The sequence below is a fragment of the Pantoea sp. X-Soil-ISGK-421 genome, from assembly GCF_059730785.1.
In genome coordinates this window covers 684,601-700,713 of the sequence record NZ_AP035980.1, presented here as the reverse complement: position 1 = coordinate 700,713, position 16,113 = coordinate 684,601, and the positions used below count along the sequence as shown (strand labels likewise).

14 protein-coding genes are annotated in these 16,113 nt (G+C 52.7%); 8 read left to right on the top strand and 6 right to left on the bottom strand.

From position 1 onward, the window contains the following. Nucleotides 1-118 precede the first annotated feature (118 nt). The 4 genes from iolG to AC6I8K_RS21880 are packed head-to-tail and all read right to left on the bottom strand — an operon-like array spanning nucleotide 119 to nucleotide 4,400. Nucleotides 119-1,114 carry an inositol 2-dehydrogenase gene (gene iolG, locus AC6I8K_RS21895; protein ID WP_483818247.1) on the bottom strand — a complete coding sequence of 332 codons (996 nt, stop codon included), beginning with the start codon at nucleotides 1,112-1,114 and terminating at the stop codon, nucleotides 119-121. 31 nt (nucleotides 1,115-1,145) lie between these two features. Beyond that, nucleotides 1,146-2,138, bottom strand: coding sequence for a hydroxyacid dehydrogenase (locus AC6I8K_RS21890; RefSeq protein WP_483818248.1), 993 nt, complete (start codon nucleotides 2,136-2,138; stop codon nucleotides 1,146-1,148). Between the two features lies 1 nt (nucleotide 2,139). Beyond that, nucleotides 2,140-2,955, bottom strand: a complete 816-nt coding sequence (locus AC6I8K_RS21885) for an HpcH/HpaI aldolase family protein (RefSeq protein WP_483818249.1) — start codon at nucleotides 2,953-2,955, stop codon at nucleotides 2,140-2,142. 11 nt (nucleotides 2,956-2,966) lie between these two features. Next, the gene (locus AC6I8K_RS21880) at nucleotides 2,967-4,400 is read right to left on the bottom strand and encodes an NAD-dependent succinate-semialdehyde dehydrogenase (RefSeq protein WP_483818250.1); all 1,434 of its coding nucleotides are present in this window, start codon (nucleotides 4,398-4,400) and stop codon (nucleotides 2,967-2,969) included. A 401-nt stretch (nucleotides 4,401-4,801) separates the two neighbouring features. Here AC6I8K_RS21880 and AC6I8K_RS21875 point away from each other — a divergent pair, with 401 nt between their 5' ends. From AC6I8K_RS21875 to AC6I8K_RS21855, 5 genes are all read left to right on the top strand, one after another. After that, complete coding sequence (locus AC6I8K_RS21875; RefSeq protein WP_483818251.1) at nucleotides 4,802-5,731, top strand: MurR/RpiR family transcriptional regulator; 930 nt, start codon at nucleotides 4,802-4,804, stop codon at nucleotides 5,729-5,731. Between the two features lie 148 nt (nucleotides 5,732-5,879). Then, entirely contained in the window at nucleotides 5,880-7,724 is a 1,845-nt protein-coding gene (gene iolD, locus AC6I8K_RS21870; RefSeq protein ID WP_497827589.1) for a 3D-(3,5/4)-trihydroxycyclohexane-1,2-dione acylhydrolase (decyclizing), read from the top strand. Nucleotides 7,725-7,735: 11 nt separating this feature from the next. Next, entirely contained in the window at nucleotides 7,736-8,650 is a 915-nt protein-coding gene (gene iolE, locus AC6I8K_RS21865) for a myo-inosose-2 dehydratase (protein WP_483818253.1), read from the top strand. Continuing rightward, nucleotides 8,650-9,459 carry an SDR family oxidoreductase gene (locus tag AC6I8K_RS21860; protein ID WP_483818531.1) on the top strand — a complete coding sequence of 270 codons (810 nt, stop codon included), beginning with the start codon at nucleotides 8,650-8,652 and terminating at the stop codon, nucleotides 9,457-9,459. The genes iolE and AC6I8K_RS21860 overlap by 1 nt, the downstream gene beginning before the upstream one ends. 68 nt (nucleotides 9,460-9,527) lie before the next feature. Continuing rightward, the gene (locus AC6I8K_RS21855) at nucleotides 9,528-9,860 is read left to right on the top strand and encodes a hypothetical protein (RefSeq protein ID WP_483818254.1); all 333 of its coding nucleotides are present in this window, start codon (nucleotides 9,528-9,530) and stop codon (nucleotides 9,858-9,860) included. Nucleotides 9,861-9,870: 10 nt separating this feature from the next. On the opposite strand, the gene AC6I8K_RS21850 is transcribed toward AC6I8K_RS21855, so the two are convergent. Then, a complete protein-coding gene (locus tag AC6I8K_RS21850; protein ID WP_483818255.1) occupies nucleotides 9,871-11,319 on the bottom strand; it encodes an amino acid permease in 1,449 nt (482 codons plus the stop codon). Nucleotides 11,320-11,851: 532 nt separating this feature from the next. Between AC6I8K_RS21850 and AC6I8K_RS21845 the strand changes: the two genes are divergently transcribed. Further along, nucleotides 11,852-13,126, top strand: coding sequence for a Glu/Leu/Phe/Val family dehydrogenase (locus AC6I8K_RS21845; RefSeq protein WP_483818256.1), 1,275 nt, complete (start codon nucleotides 11,852-11,854; stop codon nucleotides 13,124-13,126). 227 nt (nucleotides 13,127-13,353) lie between these two features. On the opposite strand, the gene AC6I8K_RS21840 is transcribed toward AC6I8K_RS21845, so the two are convergent. Beyond that, nucleotides 13,354-13,644: a hypothetical protein gene (locus AC6I8K_RS21840; RefSeq protein ID WP_483818257.1), complete on the bottom strand. Its 291-nt coding sequence runs from the start codon at nucleotides 13,642-13,644 to the stop codon at nucleotides 13,354-13,356. A gap of 901 nt (nucleotides 13,645-14,545) precedes the next feature. Here AC6I8K_RS21840 and AC6I8K_RS21835 point away from each other — a divergent pair. Together AC6I8K_RS21835 and AC6I8K_RS21830 are read left to right on the top strand one after the other, a co-directional pair. Next, the gene (locus AC6I8K_RS21835; RefSeq protein ID WP_497827588.1) at nucleotides 14,546-14,788 is read left to right on the top strand and encodes a hypothetical protein; all 243 of its coding nucleotides are present in this window, start codon (nucleotides 14,546-14,548) and stop codon (nucleotides 14,786-14,788) included. 18 nt (nucleotides 14,789-14,806) lie between these two features. Beyond that, nucleotides 14,807-16,111, top strand: coding sequence for an MFS transporter (locus tag AC6I8K_RS21830; RefSeq protein ID WP_497827587.1), 1,305 nt, complete (start codon nucleotides 14,807-14,809; stop codon nucleotides 16,109-16,111). Nucleotides 16,112-16,113 lie beyond the last annotated feature (2 nt).

Below are 16,113 nucleotides of genomic sequence, written 5' to 3'. Positions count from 1 at the left end.
GTCGGGTGTTTTATTATTAACTTCACTTACGTAGGGTTTACTAACAACGCGCTTAATTTTGTGCATGATTTAAAGAGTAATAACGAAAATTAGGGTGGCGTCCTTGCCAATAAAGTCCTTAATTCAATTTCACTACGCTCTGAGTGTCGGCTGACAGCTGAGCGGCATCGGCAAGTCGTAGCGCCTGACAGCCATCATGAATGTTGACAGGTAGCGCGCTGCCGTTGCCGATGGCCTGAATGAAAGCGTCGATTTCCAGCCGATACGCATCGGCATAGCGCTGCATAAAGAAGTCCAGCAGCGGGCCACGTACTTCGGTGTGCTGGGCGCCAAAATGGCGCACCGTGGTTTCACGATGGTTGTCATTGATCATCATGCCGCCAGATCCAAACGCTTCCAGACGCTGATCGTAGCCATATACCGCCTGGCGGCTGCAGTTGATCTGACACTGTTTACCGGAGGCGGTGCGCAGCTGCACCATCACCGTGTCGTAATCCCCTAACGCTTCCAGCGAAGGCTCAAACAGGCGGCTGCCACTGGCAAACACCTCAACGGGTTCCTCACCCAAAATCCAGCGCGCGAGGTCAAAATCATGGATCACCATATCGCGGAAGATACCGCCGGAATGCTTGAGATAGTTCAACGGTGCCAAACCAGGATCGCGGCTGGTGATCACCACCTGGTGCAGGTCACCAATATCTCCCTTAGCAATCCGCTGATGAATTTCGTTAAAGCCGGGATCGAAGCGGCGATTAAAACCCAGCATCACTCTGCTGGCCTTTTCGCCCAGCGCTTTTTCGGCCGCCAGTGCTTTGTGGATATCAAGGTCGACCGGCTTTTCACACAGCACGGCTTTGCCCGCGTTGGCAGCGGCCAGCATCAGCTCAACGTGGGTATCGGTCGGTGTCCCGATCACCACGGCATCGACAGCGGGATCGTTAATCGCCTCAAGCGGATCTTGCACCGCGCGACCACCCCATAAAGCCGTTAACGCATGGGCATTTTCATTAAAGGGATCGGCAACCATAACCAACTGAGCGTCTTTATGACGCGCCACGTTGGCGGCATGAACCTGACCAATGCGGCCAGCGCCGAGGATGGCAATTTTGAGCATGATGTTCTCCGGGTCGAGAGGTTTATTGTTATCAGGGCAATTGGCTCATCAGGTCGTTAAGCGCAAGAACCTGCTTATTGACCACCAGATCCGTATCGAGCTGACCAGTGAAAAAGTTGACGATATTGGTGGCAGCGGAAATCGACATTCGCATCGCCGCCTCTTCGGTAAGTCCTGCGGAATGTGGGCTGAGAATTAATTTGTCGCGCTGGTCCAGTAGCGCGGTATTTAGCGCGGGCGGCTCCTGCTGTAATACATCAAGACCCACGCCACCCAATGCATCGTTTTGCAGGGCGGTTGCCAGCGCCTCTTCATCGACAATGCCACCGCGCGCGGTATTGATTAAAATGGCGTGGCGTTTCATCAGCGCCAGTTCGTCCGCGCCAATCACCGCTTTATCACCGCTTAAAGGCAAATGGATAGTGACCGCATCGGCCTGTTGCAGGCCCTCATTAATGTCTGCAACGCGGGTTACGCCGCTTTCTACGAAACTGTTATCGGGCAGGAAAGGATCGTAGGCGATGACTTTCATGCGGAAGCTTTTCGCCAGGCGCGCCACTTCGCGGCCGATACGACCAAAACCGAGGATGAATAAGGTTCTGCCAGCCACCTCTACGGCGGAAAAACTGTTGCGACGATTCCATTCACCCTCACGAATGCTGCTATCGAAATAGCAGATGCGTTTTGCCAGAGCCAGCAGCAAGGACAGCGTATGTTCCGCCACGGAAAGTGAATTCACATTGCCGACAATGGTCAGCGGAATGTTGCGTTCGGTAAGAGCGGCAACGTCAACCGAGTCATAACCCACGCCGTGACGTGACACCATGCGCAGATTTTTTCCAGCAAAGATCTCTTTAGCCGTGAGCGGCTGCGTACGGATTAATAGCGCATCCGCTTCGGCAATAAAGGGCGCATAACTCGCCACGCTGACCTCGTGCACCAACTGCACGTTGAATCCAGGCGCGTTATGCAGAATATCGAGCCCGGCCGGATGAATTTTTCCGGCAACCAGAATGTTTGGCATCTCAGTAACCTCCCGCCTGGGTTGATTGCGTTGCCTGGCCGTCACCGTTGAGTTCGCGGAATTGCTGCACGCTGCTGGCTGCTGCGCCACGTAACAGCTGGACGTCGTTAGAAAGCGTGACTAAATCGAACCCCCATTGCGCCGCGTTGGCCGCATAAGCGGCAGAACCGTTGTGCAAACACGCTTTCTTCCCAGCACGATGCGCAGTGGCGAGAATATGCTTAATCGCATCGACAATTTCCGGTTCAGTGCGATCAAAACCCGTGCGATATTTTCTGCCGGTAAGTCCTAGCGTCAGATCGGCTGGCCCGATATAGACGCCGTCCAGTCCGGGGGTAGCGACAATCGCTTCGATATTGTCAAAGGCTTCGGCGGTTTCGATCATCGCCAGGCACACCACGTGATCGTCGGCATGCTGGCCGTAATCCTGGCCGGCGGAGAATGTCACGCGCGTTGGGCCAAAACTGCGGCTGCCGTGGGGTGGATAACGCACGCAGGAGACCAGCGCCTGCGCTTGCTCTGCGGTGCTGATCATCGGACAAATAATGCCCCACGCACCGGCATCCAGTGACTTCATAATGATGCCCGGCTCTAACCAGGGCACGCGCACCATTGGGGCAACGCCGCTGGCGCGCATCGCCTGCAGCATATGCGTTGCCTGGTCATAGCCGACAAAACCGTGCTGCAAATCGATGGTTAGTGCGTCGTAACCCTGCTCAGCCATGATTTCAGCTGTGAAGGCGTTGGCGATGCTAAGCCAGCCATTGAGTACGGTTTGCCCTGCATTCCAGCGTGCTTTGATATTATTCAGCTTCATCAATCCGTTCCTTACAGCACGATTTGCGCCAGTTTGACGTTCATATAGTCGTGAATACCCTCACTTCCGCCTTCACGCCCCATGCCGCTGGCTTTCACGCCGCCAAACGGCACTTCGGCAGCGGCCAGCGCATAGCTATTAATACCGACCATGCCGGATTCGAGGCGCGCCACGGTTTCACGAATGCGGGCCGGATCGCGGGTAAAGGCGTAAGCGGAAAGAGCAAAATCAGAGTTATTAACGCGGCGCCAAAGATCGTCGATGTCGCTAAATGAGGTGATGGCGGCAATCGGACCAAAATTTTCTTCGGCGATCGCCAGCGCGTCGTCGGGGGCGTCGGCAATCACGGTTGGAGCGAAGAAGTAGCCGCCGTTTAATTCGATACGTTCGCCGCCGGCCACGATGCGTGCTCCTTTCTCGCGCGCATCCGCCACGATCGTCTCGATGGCTTTGAGGCGACGAGGATTGATCAGTGGGCCCATTTGCGTGCCTTCATCCAGCCCGTATCCGACCTTGATTTTTTTCGCACGCTCGGCAAAGCCTTGTACGAAGTCGTGATAGCGGCTTTGGTGGACATAAAAGCGATCGCAAGTGACACAAACCTGGCCACAGTTGGCAAATTTGGTGACCACGGAAAGGTCGAGCACTTTTTCCAGATCGGCATCGTCATAGACGATGACCGGCGCGTTGCCGCCCAACTCCATGCTAAGGCGCTTAATCGTGGCCGCTGAATCCCGAATCATCTGCTGACCGAGTTGCGTTGAGCCGGTTAGTGAGACTTTCTTCACCACGGGCGAAGCAATCAAGGGTTCATAGGTTGCGGCAGTCGGCCCAACAACCAGATTGGCCACGCCAGCCGGCAGTCCCGCTTTGCGCAGACACTCAAAAATCATCATGGCGGAGCCAGGAACTTCACTGGAGGGACGCAACACCACCGTGCAGCCGGCGGCGAGCGCGGGTGCAAGCTTGCGTGCCACCAACACCACCGGGAAATTCCACGCGGTAAACGCCGCCACCACGCCGACCGGTTCGTGCGACACTTCACAGCGTCCGCCTGGCACCCGGCTTTCTACAATGCGGCCATAGATACGACGCGCCTCTTCGGCGTACCAGATAAATTGGTCGGTCGATAATTCCCATTCGCGCCTGGCCTGCGCGAACGGTTTGCCACTCTCCTTCGAGATGATCTCAGCGGCTTCTGCCGCTGTTACTGTCATCTCTTTTGCAACCGCCTGCAGCAAATCCGCCCGCGCCCAGCCTGAGGTAGTTCGCCATGCGACCAGCGCCGCTTCTGCGCTGGCCAGCGCAGATTGGGTGTCGGCAACAGAGGCGGCGGCAATTTCACCCAGCGTTTGCCCGTTGCCGGGATCGGTGACGATCACCGGTTCTGCACCGCTGCCCTGACACCATTCGCCGTTAATAAACTGTCCAAAGTTTTGATACATGTTGATCCATTCCTCCGGTAGCAGTTTCAGGCTCAAGCGACAGCCTGAAACGGTCAGCTGGGAGGGAAGACCTGGGATGGGAATCCCTCAGCAGCATTGATAGTTGCAATGTTAGGATCGGAGCAATAAAAATTGCAATGCAATGGCAGGCGTGAGGTTAAATTGAGGTTTTAGTTTAAATTATCTATATAAATCAGAATATAAAGTCGGTTTGATTTCTTCGAAAAAGGTGTTTCAATCAGACTAAAAGTGAATTCTTCGAACCTAATCACAAATATCACGCAGAGCTTTTCCCTGTTGGCAGCGAATGCGTTAGAACTAATTGCATTAAGATTTTACTTGCAATTTTTATTGCGGTAGCGTGCTGGCGAGATGGGCTGTACGCCGAAAAGGAATGATGGATGAGCAAGATTGAGAAGATGCAGACCACGCTGCCGCATGAAAATTACGAGCAAATTGTGGATGAGATTACTAAACGCTATGCGCAGCTGTCGGTGCGGCATCAGCAGGCGGCGCGTTATGTGACGCAAAATCCGAACACGGTGGCGCTGGAATCGATTAACGCTGTAGCCGCGAAATGTGGTCTGCACCCCTCGGTGCTGGTGCGTTTTGCGCAGGTGTTTGGCTATAGCGGTTTCAAACAGATGCAGAGCGTATTTCAGACCCGACTCGCCACGGCGGCACCGGGTTACAACGAGCGCATCACCGCCCTGGAGAATGATCTACGTAAGAATGAGCAGAAGGGCAGCCTCGGCTTTTTGCAAAGCCTGGTGATACGGGACATTGCTACGCTGCAGGAGCTGCTGAGCAACGTAGCGGAAAGCGATCTCGATGCGACCGCGGGGTATCTGAAGGAGGCGGAAACTATCTATATCGCCGGTCAGTTGCGCTCCGAGCCGATTGCATTATTGCTGCGTTATATGCTCACCATGCTGAACCGCCGGGTGATCCTGCTAGATTCCGCCGGCGGGCTGGCGCCGGAAATGGCTAACAATATGCGTGAAAGTGACGTGCTTATCGCCATCGCGTTTCGCCATTATGCCAAAGAGGTGATCGCCATTGCCGACCATGCCAGCGCGCGCACCATTCCGGTCATCGCCATTAGCGATGGGCCGCTATCACCGTTAGCTAAAAGCGCCAGCGTGCTGTTCAACATTCCGGAAGAGGAGTACAGCTTTTCGCGATCGCTGGCCGCGCCGGTTTGTCTGGCGCAAAGCATCGCCATGGCGCTGGCAGCAGTATTGCAGCCGGAAGTCGCGCAGCCGCGCATCGAAACCATTACTGAACGTGAGAAGCGCACAGAATCACAGCGTAAACGCAACCGCGCATAATTGAATTAACGGGCTCCCGCTCGCAGTAGAGTGGGAGTTTTGTCGCCTGAAGTTGCAACTTATATTGCGGTTATTTGTTTTTAGCAACTTAAGTTGTGAAATATAACACCATGCTGCACAGCAGCATCTCTGAAAAGTGAGTAAGGATATGGCTACGATTCGTTGCACGACGGCTCAGGCGATAGTTCGCTATCTGAGCAATCAGTTTACCGAGGTGGATGGCAAACGCGTGCCGCTGTTTCCGGGCGTGTATGGCATTTTTGGCCACGGTAATGTCACTTGCCTGGGCGAAGCGCTAGAAGAGGCGCAAAATGTATTACCCACCTGGCGCGGGCAGAATGAGCAGTCGATGGCGTTTGCCGCCGTGGGATTTGCCAAGGCGATGGTGCGACGTCAAATCATGGTAGTTACCGCCTCGATTGGTCCTGGCACCACCAATCTGCTCACCGCTGCGGGCGTAGCACATACCAGTCGTCTGCCGCTTTTAATGATCTGCGGTGATAGCTTTGCCCGTCGCCATCCCGATCCGGTAATGCAGCAGGTCGAGCATTTCAACGATCCGACCCAAACGGTGAATGATGCCTTTAAAGCGGTGTCGCGCTACTGGGATCGAATTACCTATCCTGAACAGATCCTCTCCTCTCTGCCACAAGCCGTGGCAACCCTGCTCGATCCCGGCGACTGTGGCCCAGCCTTTATTGGCGTATGCCAGGACGTGCAGGAGATGGCGTGGGATTACCCAGAAGAGTTCTTTGCTCCGCGTTTGCATCTGATACCACGTCCACGTCCCGATCGCCAACTGCTGGCACGCGCTGCTGAGTGCCTGAGACAGGCTAAACGTCCGCTGATTATTTCTGGTGGCGGCGTGCGCTATTCGCAGGCTGAAGCAGAACTGGCGCAGTTTGCCCTGGCGCATGGCATCCCGGTGGTGGAAACCATCGCCGGAAAGGGCGCGTTTACCCACGATGACCCCATTCATTGCGGGCCGATTGGCATTCTCGGTTCAACCTCGGCCAATGCGCTGGCCGCCGAGGCAGATGTGGTGATTGCGGTGGGGACGCGTTTGATGGATTTCGTCACCGGTTCATGGACGGTATTCGATCATAAAGCTCAATTTATTGCGCTCAACGCCGCGCGCTTTGATGCGCACAAGCATCTGGCCATCCCGCTGGAGTGTGATGCCCGTGAAGGCATTAGCGAACTGCACACGGCGCTCGGCAGCTGGAAAGCAGCCGATAGCTGGCTGGAAAAAGGTCGCCGGGCGTTTGCCAAATGGAACGAACTGATTGCGGCGCGGCAGGAACGCACGGTATCGGAGGGCGATCCCACCTACGCGCAGGTGATTGGCGTAGTGAATGCAGCGGCGGCGGCAGAAGATTACATCATCAGCGCGGCGGGCGGACTGCCCGGTGAACTGGTGAAAGGTTGGCGGGTGAAGAATCCAGGCACGTTTGATTGCGAATTTGGCTTCTCCTGCATGGGCTATGAACTCTCCGCTGGCTGGGGCGTGGCGATGGCTGAGCAGGAGCGCGACGTGTTCGTGATGATTGGTGACGGCACCTACATGATGATGAATTCAGATATCTACTCCAGCGTTCTTTCGGGCCACAAATTCATTTTGCTGGTGTGCGATAACGGCGGCTATGCGGTGATCAACCGTCTGCAAAATGCCAAGGGCGGCGCCTCATTTAATAACCTGCTGAAGGATTGTCGGGTACAGGAGCCGTTTCACGTCGATTTCGTCGCTCATGCGCAATCCATGGGGGCACTGGCGCGCAAGGTCTCCTCGCTGGATGAGCTTGAGGAAGCGATCGGCTGGGCCAAAGGTAACGATCGCACCACGGTCATCTCCATCGATACTCATCCGTTTGACTGGACGCCGGGCGATGCCTGGTGGGATGTCGGCGTGCCGGAAGTCAGCGCACGAGACAGCGTTAACCAGGCGCGTGAAGAGCACGTTAAAGGTCGCCAGGCGCAGCGCGTCGGCATTTAATCAGGGAGTTTATGATGTTAAAAGCCAAACTGGGCATCGCGCCCATTGCCTGGTCGAACGATGACTTGCCGCAGTTGGGTGGGGATACGCCGCTCACGACCTGCTTGTCTGAAAGTCATCAGGCGGGATTTCAGGGTGTTGAAACCGGCGGTAAGTTTCCCAAAACTGCTGACGCGCTAAAGCCGCTACTGCAAGAGTATCAGCTGGATTTGGTGTCAGGCTGGTACTCCGGCACCTTGCTGGACAACAGCGTGGAGGAGGAGATCAAAAAATCACTGCCGCAAATGCAGCTGTTTCGTGATTGCGGCGCGGCTTGCCTGGTATATGGCGAAACGGCCGGCACCATCCAAAATCAGCAACATGTGCCACTGGCGAAGCGCTGTCGTCTTACTGATGAGCAGATGCGCGAGTACGGCGAAAAACTGATCCAGTTTGCAGCGTTTTGCCAGGACTACGGCGTGCCGCTGGCTTTCCATCATCACATGGGAACCGCCATTGAGGATGAACATGATATTGACCGCTTGATGGCCGTCACCACGCCAGAGGTTGGGCTACTGTTTGACGCCGGTCACCTGGTGTTTGCAGGCGTCGATCCACTGCGAATTCTGGAAAAACATGGCGATCGCATCATTCACGTACATACCAAAGACGTGCGCGAAGAGGTCCTGCGCACCTTAGATCGACATCGCGATTCCTTCCTTGATGCCGTGCTGCAAGGGATTTTTACCGTCCCCGGCGATGGCATGATCGATTTCAGTGCCATTGTTAATAAGTTGGCGCAAATCGGCTATCAGGGCTGGTTTGTGGTGGAAGCAGAGCAAGACCCAGCGAAAGCACCGCCGCTGGAATACGCGCTTATTGGTTATAAAACACTTCGTTCTGCGCTCGACGCAGCCGGTTATTCAGTCATTTCAGGAGCAATATGATGAACCAGTTAACAGGTAAAGTGGCCGTGGTTACCGGTGGTACGCAAGGCGTGGGCGCAGCGATTGCGCGTCAGTTTACGCAGTTGGGCGCTAGCGCAGTGGTGATTTGTGGCCGGAATCAGGAGAAAGGGACCAAGGTTGCCGAGCGTTTAAACGGAGAAAGTGAAACCAAAGTGGATTTCGTGCGTGCGGATTTATCTAACGTAGAGGATTGCCGTCACGTCATCGCCACCTCAGATAAACTGCATGGTCGCGTCGATATTTTGGTTAATGCCGGCGGCATGAGCGATCGCGGTACTATCTTAGATACCGATCCCGAACTCTTCGACCGCATCTTCGCCACCAACGTTCGTGGCCCGTTCTTCCTGATGCAGGAAGCCATCAAGCTGATGCGCCGCGATAACATTGCGGGCAGCATCGTGAATATCTGTTCGATGTCATCGCTGGCGGGGCAACCGTTTATCGCCGCGTACTGCTCTTCCAAGGGCGCGCTGGCCACCCTGACACGCAACACCGCCTACGCCTTATTGCGTAACCGCATTCGTGTGAATGGCCTCAACATTGGCTGGATGGCATCGGAAGGCGAAGATCGCATCATGAAGCAATATCACAGCGCAGAGAATAACTGGCTGGAGAAAGCGGCAGCGTCTCAGCCGTTTGGCCGCCTGATCCAACCGGAAGAAGTGGCGCGCGCAGTGGCATTCCTCGCCAGCGAAGAGTCCGGATTGATGACCGGCTCAATGATTGAGTTCGATCAGTCAGTCTGGGGTGGCTACGATCAAGCTGCTGCACCTGCTTCCCCGCTTTAAGCGCTTTACTCAGCCTGTGAAAGCAGGCTGGTTCCTCATTTTTATCGACTCATAAAAGAGGATGCGACATGCATCTAAAACAACTCGATAGCATTGCTCTCTTTTACCATCAGCTGCTGCTTCAGGTTCGCTTTCTGAAATTCAGTAAGCGGCGAACACCAGAAGAGGAGAAAAAAGAGTTGCTGGTTCAGTGGCTGCTTAAAGAGAAAAAGTTGAAGACCTTTGGTGAAGAGTGTCGCCATGAGATCGCCTATATGATCCTCGAAATAGAGAGCAGCAGTCTCAGCGACTTTGAAAGTAAAGTGGAGCATCTTGAGACGAACTGTGCTGCTATTCGACTGGAGATGGAAATGAGTCAGGCGCTAAAGTGGGAAACGTCAGCAAAATCGGGTTATGGCTAAGATGTCTGCCTCAGGACGAGGCAGATTTGGCGTTCAACTCACCATTCAACGATCGGGCCCGCTTCTCCTTCATCTTCCAGCACAGCCACAGCGCAATAAACCACGCCGGTGAGGCCGCTAAAGCCGCAAGCGTATCGGGATCAAATATCATGATCACGACTGAGAACAGGAAGAACATCAGCGTCGCCCAGGCCATCATCCTGCCGCCGGGCATCTTAAATTTTGATTTTTGATGCAAATCAGGACGTTGCCTGCGGTACACCAGATAAGACACCAGAATCATTCCCCAGCAATAGATCACCAGAATAGCGGCCAGCGTGGAAACGATGGTGAACAGCGTTGATACATTTGGCACCAGGAACAGCAGCAAGGTACCGCTCAGCATACAGAAGCAGGAGAACAGCAAACTGCGCAGCGGAATGCGTGTGGTGCGTGACAGAATGCGGAACTGCCAGTGGGCATGCTGCTCTACTGACAGGCCATACAACATGCGGGTGCTGGAGTAGACGCCGCTATTGGCGGACGACATTGCGGAAGTCAGCGCCACGAAATTAATGATCGCCGCCGCCGCGGGCAGTCCAGCCTTGGCAAACAAGGTGACAAACGGGCTGGTATCTGGCGATACACCTTGCCATGAGGTAACCGCAATAATCACCATCATCGAGAGCATATAGAAAATCACAATCCGCAGCGGCAAAGCGTTAATCGCGCGTGGCAAAATTTTCTCGGGATCGCGGGTTTCTGCGGTCATCGTGCCGAGTAGTTCAATTCCGGTATAAGAGAAAATAGCGATTTGGAAACCGGCAAGAAAACCGGTGATGCCGTGCGGCATAAACACCGCCGGATCGGTCAGGTTATGCACCGAAGCTTGTACGCCATCCGGTGAGGTCCAACCGGTAAACACCATCCATCCGCCGGTAATAATCAGCGCAATAATGGTAATCACTTTGATCAGTGCAAACCAGAATTCCGCCTCGCCAAAGGCTTTCACCGACAACATGTTAAACAAACACAAAATCCCCAGGGTGAACAACGCGGGTATCCACGCCGACATTTCCGGGAACCAATACTGCATATAGGCGCCGCACACCACCACATCCGCGATGCAGGTCACTACCCAACTCAGCCAATATGACCAGCCGAGAAAAAAGCTGGCCTTAGGCCCGAGATAATCGCCGACGAAATCGGCAAATGAGCGATAGTCCAGTCGGCTAAGCAGCACTTCGCCCATCGCCCGCATCACCATATAGCTAAAGAAGCCAACCAGAATATAGATGATTAAAATCGAGGTTCCGGCCACCGCAATATTGCGTCCGGCACCCATGAATAGCCCGGTGCCGATGGATCCGCCTAAGGCGATCATCTGAATATGGCGTTCGCTGAGCCCTCGCTGCAGTTTTTGCGGGGCGTCGTTAGCCCGAGCAGGCTGAATCTGCTCTTGTGTAGGTTGGTTAGACACAATGATTCCTTCAGTCTGGCAAAAAGACGCAGGGTGATGCCTGCCCGCAAGCATCAATGGCAAATAAGGGTTTAATTATTTCTGCGCACGAAATAACGCAACGTCTCTCTTTAACCGTTAAAGAGACTCGTTTAAATAGATGAAATAAAAGTAAAACTAATAAACGCCTACATCATGTTGGAGGTTTCCCGCTGAGTTTTACTTATCGTGGTTGCGTGAGTTAACAAAGTCAATGCGGAAAAATAACAGTTTATTCACTTTTTGATGACCATCAAAGAACTGAAAAATAGGAATAAAATCAAATTTTATGCAATTTAGTGAATATTACTTGCATGAATATGCGCTGTATGTGGGGTAAATTTAATGCTTAGTTATTCATTCATTAACGCATTTTTGTGTCGAAAAAGTTAAATCCTCCTTATTTGGCGTGATCCGGTTTTCTGAAAAGGTGTTAAATTACTTTCCGTCTAGTGCAATGCATTACCTTTCCACGTCTTTTCAATATAAATAACTCTGATCATACAGGCTTCTCATGGAAAAGTTATCTTACGCTTCTGAAAGCAGTACATCTCCCTGGACTACCTACCTGAGCCAAATTGACCGCGTTGCGCCTTACCTTGGTGAATTGTCTCGCTGGATAGAAACCCTGCGCCATCCTAAAAGAGCACTGATTGTCGACATTCCGGTGCAGATGGATGACGGCTCGATTCGCCACTTCGAAGGCTACCGCGTACAGCACAATCTCTCACGCGGACCGGGCAAAGGGGGCGTGCGCTACCATCCGGCAGTCGACCTGAACGAAGTGATGGCGCTCTCGGCCTGGATGACCATTAAGTGTGCGGCGGTCAACCTGCCCTACGGTGGCGCGAAGGGCGGGATTCGTGTCGATCCACATGCGTTGTCTGAAGGTGAACTGGAGCGATTAACGCGCCGCTACACCAGTGAAATCGGTTTGATTATTGGTCCACAGAAAGATATCCCAGCGCCGGATGTGGGCACCAACGGCAAAGTCATGGCGTGGATGATGGATACCTACTCCATGAACCATGGCACCACCATTACCGGTGTTGTCACCGGTAAACCGATTCATCTTGGTGGTTCGTTAGGGCGTGAGAAAGCGACGGGCCGTGGCGTATTTATTACCGGTCGTGAAGTGGCAGAACGTTCTAACATCACCATTGAAGGCGCGCGCGTAGCGCTGCAGGGCTTTGGTAATGTGGGGAGCGAGGCAGCACGTCTCTTCGCCGAAGCCGGGGCGCGCGTGGTGGTGATTCAGGATCACACGGCTACCTTACTCAACGAGGGCGGCATCGATTTAGCCGCGCTGAGTGCATGGCAGATCGAGCATAAACAGATTGCTGGTTTCCCTGGTGCGCGTGAGATCGACAGAGAACAGTTCTGGACCACCGAGATGGATATTCTGATCCCGGCAGCACTTGAGGGACAAATTACCCGCGAGCGCGCAGAGATCATCAGTGCCAAACTGGTGCTGGAAGGGGCTAACGGCCCAACCTACCCGGATGCCGATGATGTGCTGGCCAATCGTGGCGTGCAGGTGGTGCCGGACGTCATTTGTAATGCCGGCGGGGTAACGGTGAGTTACTTCGAATGGGTGCAGGATATGGCGAGTTTCTTCTGGAGCGAAGATGAGATTAACAAGCGTATGGACCGCATCATGACGGAGGCGATGGTTCACGTTTGGGACAAAGCGGCAGATAAACGCTGCTCATTGCGTACAGCTGCCTATATCGTTGCCTGCGAACGTATTTTGCTGGCGCGTAAAGATCGCGGTATTTATCCTGGCTGATTTATTTTGCCTGATACTCTGTCTCACTAAACCGGAAGTGATGCCATTTCCGGTTTAGCTTTTTCGCTGGGTTCTTTATCTGTAAATAAATATGCCCGAAAAATATCATCATTCGGCTTCGCTTTATTGGCGTGCGTCTTTGAGATTAATGAGCGAATAAAAATTAAGTTATGTTAAGTTGTTACATAAACGCCATCGCGGCCGCGAGAGGGCGTTTATCCTGTCGTTCATGCGAGGTTCACGCCGCGCAACCCTGACCAGCAGCGTGCGCTAGATTGGGTAATCATCACCGAAGGATCTTCGCTGAATTCACTCACCAATGTAACTACTCTGTCGGTTAAACTTCTTATATTTTCATTACCTTCATACACATACTCATTCGTCGGTAAAACATAAGCATACCCTTTTTCGCACACTAAGCTGCGCGCAAAGCCATTCTCAAGCATCGCATACAGCAGTTCAATTTGCGTGCCAGCGTTAGGTTCTTTCAATTCAATGCGGATTGTATAACTGAGCATAATATTATCTCCGATACGTTTTAAAATTTAAGTTTACTTAAGTTTAATTGATCGGAAATAGGAAGTGTGTTTTTAAGAGTAATCTTAGAGGTGGGCTTATAGATTATAATAAGGATTAATAGTAATTATTGGCCCTATTAAGCGTAGCGGTGTGAGGGTGTTAAATAATAGAATATTTTATTATCTCCTTATTGCGTTCGGCTTAAATAAGTTTTCTTTTAATTTAATGTGCTCAGCGCCATGCAGGCTATAATTAATTTAAGGCTCATTTTGAGCTGGTTGCTAAAAATGTATATAGAGTATCCGCAACGGGCGACTTTAAAGAGTTTTATTGATTGTTATTTATATCGGCCCATGAGGAGTAGCGGATGAAATTCACCATAACGGATTTTTACGTTTTTAGTCAGGAGGATACAGAAGGTTGCTGCAACTTGCATCGCGATAGCTGCCGTCTGGCACCCGCCTATGATAATCGTGTATTCATGGGATCGTTTTATTCTCCCGAACATGCATGGCAATATTTCCACACTCATCATCCCAACAGCCGAGCGGTATTTTGCCTGTTATGCATGAAAGAATAGTGGAGGAAACTCTTTTGCCTAAAAAATAGCTGAAGACGTTTTTTTAACTGAAGCGCGCAGGCCCGATACTGACTTTTTTAGCAGTGAGGACTTCCTTGCCAAGACTCAACCCACCCTCAATATCAGGGAGGTAAGCCATTTAGGCTGCCTGGTACCTCACCCATTTCATCTCCTGTCGACCTCAAACCTCTTTACCGCCTGCGGGGATTGATGGCACCTCAGGCTGCCACAGTTCACAATCATTACGCCATTTATGTGCAGATACCATTCTTCTAAGGTAGTTTATTCCTTTATTAATCATCACTGATCAGGAGCGTCTGATGCCGCACTACCTTTTTTTTGCGAAGGATAAGCAGATAGCTGTTTTGGAATCTTCAGATAAAAGCGGCACGTTGCAGCTTATTACGCAGGGATTTGAAAAGCAGTATGAGGAGATTGATGCTGTGGATGCGGAGCGCGCACTCGCGCGATTTGCCGATATTCGCAGCGAAGAGGTGAAAACAGCACAGGCTTTTGTAACCGGCTCGGCGTTCATCGCTATTTTGACTGCATTTTTCAAATAGTCGACAGGAGGAAAAGAAATGCCGAAGCCTCATAATACAAACGATGCACAAAAGCGCGCATTAATCGCCGGCTCAGTGGGCAATTTTATTGAATGGTACGAGTTTGCGGTTTATGGCTTTCTCGCCACGGTTATCGCGCAGAATTTCTTTCGCCTGCAGGGTGAAGCCGAGCTGACCGGCATTATTCTGACTTACGCCTCGTTCGCCATCGCCTTTTTCTTCCGGCCGCTGGGCGCCATATTTTTCGGTCGCATGGGGGATCGTATTGGGCGTAAGCCCACGCTGATTTTTGTCTTGATCATGATGACGCTGGTAACGACAGCCATCGGCGTCATTCCTACATATGCCAGTATTGGCGTGGCGGCACCGCTGATCATTACCGCGCTGCGTATTCTGCAAGGCTTATTTGCCGGGGGTGAATACGGCGGTGCGGTGTCTTTGATGACGGAGTTCGCGCCTAAAGGCCAGCGCGGACGATATGGTGCCTGGCAATCATTCACCGTCGCATTGGGTCTGCTGGCTGGTGCCGGGATTGTTGCATTGCTATCGGCGGTGTTGAGTGTGGAGGAGATGCACAGTTGGGGTTGGCGCATACCTTTCTTCCTCGCGTTGCCGATGGGGATTGTGGCGCTGTGGCTGCGTTATAGCATGGAAGAAACGCCCAGCTTTGTGCGTCAGCAGCAAGCTAAAAAAGAGCAACAGCCTGCGGCGGTCAGCGCCAGTTTTGCTGCGACGCTCAGGATTATTTTGCTGGCAATCAGCCGCGTGATGGTGTGGTCTGCTGCGGGCTATACCTATCTGGTGATCATGCCAACCTATCTGCAATCTTCCCTGCACACTGGCTTTAATCAGGCGCTGTTGATTGCGGTGATCTCTAACCTCGGTTTTGCAGCAACCATCATTCCGGCGGGCATTCTCAGTGACAAAATTGGCCGCCGCAGCGTAATGGTTTTCGCGGCATGCCTGTTGCTGGTGCTGGCATTACCGTTACTGAAAGTACTTCAGGCAGAATCCTCAACGCTATTAATTAAGGCGCTGGTGGTGTTTGTCGCCGGCGGAATTGTGGGATTGCTGGCAGGGCCGGGCCCGGCAATGTTATCGGAAATGTTCCCCACGCGCGTACGCTATACCGGGTTGGGTCTGGCGTATTCTTTATCCAACGCCATTTTCTCCGGTTGCGCAGGACTTATCATTACGTCTCTGATTAAGCAGACCGGAAATCTGGATATCCCGGCCTGGTATATCATCGTCACCGCGGCGGTAAGTATTCCAGCGCTGATGACGCTCAACAGGAAAGATCATTTACGATCTCTCGATGAGTAGGC

Coding starts and splice junctions, on each gene's coding strand:
- iolG (WP_483818247.1), bottom strand. CDS start 1,114: ATGCTCAAAATTGCCATCCTCGGCGCTGGCCGCATTGGTCAGGTTCAT.
- AC6I8K_RS21890 (WP_483818248.1), bottom strand. CDS start 2,138: ATGCCAAACATTCTGGTTGCCGGAAAAATTCATCCGGCCGGGCTCGAT.
- AC6I8K_RS21885 (WP_483818249.1), bottom strand. CDS start 2,955: ATGAAGCTGAATAATATCAAAGCACGCTGGAATGCAGGGCAAACCGTA.
- AC6I8K_RS21880 (WP_483818250.1), bottom strand. CDS start 4,400: ATGTATCAAAACTTTGGACAGTTTATTAACGGCGAATGGTGTCAGGGC.
- AC6I8K_RS21875 (WP_483818251.1), top strand. CDS start 4,802: ATGAGCAAGATTGAGAAGATGCAGACCACGCTGCCGCATGAAAATTAC.
- iolD (WP_497827589.1), top strand. CDS start 5,880: ATGGCTACGATTCGTTGCACGACGGCTCAGGCGATAGTTCGCTATCTG.
- iolE (WP_483818253.1), top strand. CDS start 7,736: ATGATGTTAAAAGCCAAACTGGGCATCGCGCCCATTGCCTGGTCGAAC.
- AC6I8K_RS21860 (WP_483818531.1), top strand. CDS start 8,650: ATGAACCAGTTAACAGGTAAAGTGGCCGTGGTTACCGGTGGTACGCAA.
- AC6I8K_RS21855 (WP_483818254.1), top strand. CDS start 9,528: ATGCATCTAAAACAACTCGATAGCATTGCTCTCTTTTACCATCAGCTG.
- AC6I8K_RS21845 (WP_483818256.1), top strand. CDS start 11,852: ATGGAAAAGTTATCTTACGCTTCTGAAAGCAGTACATCTCCCTGGACT.
- AC6I8K_RS21840 (WP_483818257.1), bottom strand. CDS start 13,644: ATGCTCAGTTATACAATCCGCATTGAATTGAAAGAACCTAACGCTGGC.
- AC6I8K_RS21835 (WP_497827588.1), top strand. CDS start 14,546: ATGCCGCACTACCTTTTTTTTGCGAAGGATAAGCAGATAGCTGTTTTG.
- AC6I8K_RS21830 (WP_497827587.1), top strand. CDS start 14,807: ATGCCGAAGCCTCATAATACAAACGATGCACAAAAGCGCGCATTAATC.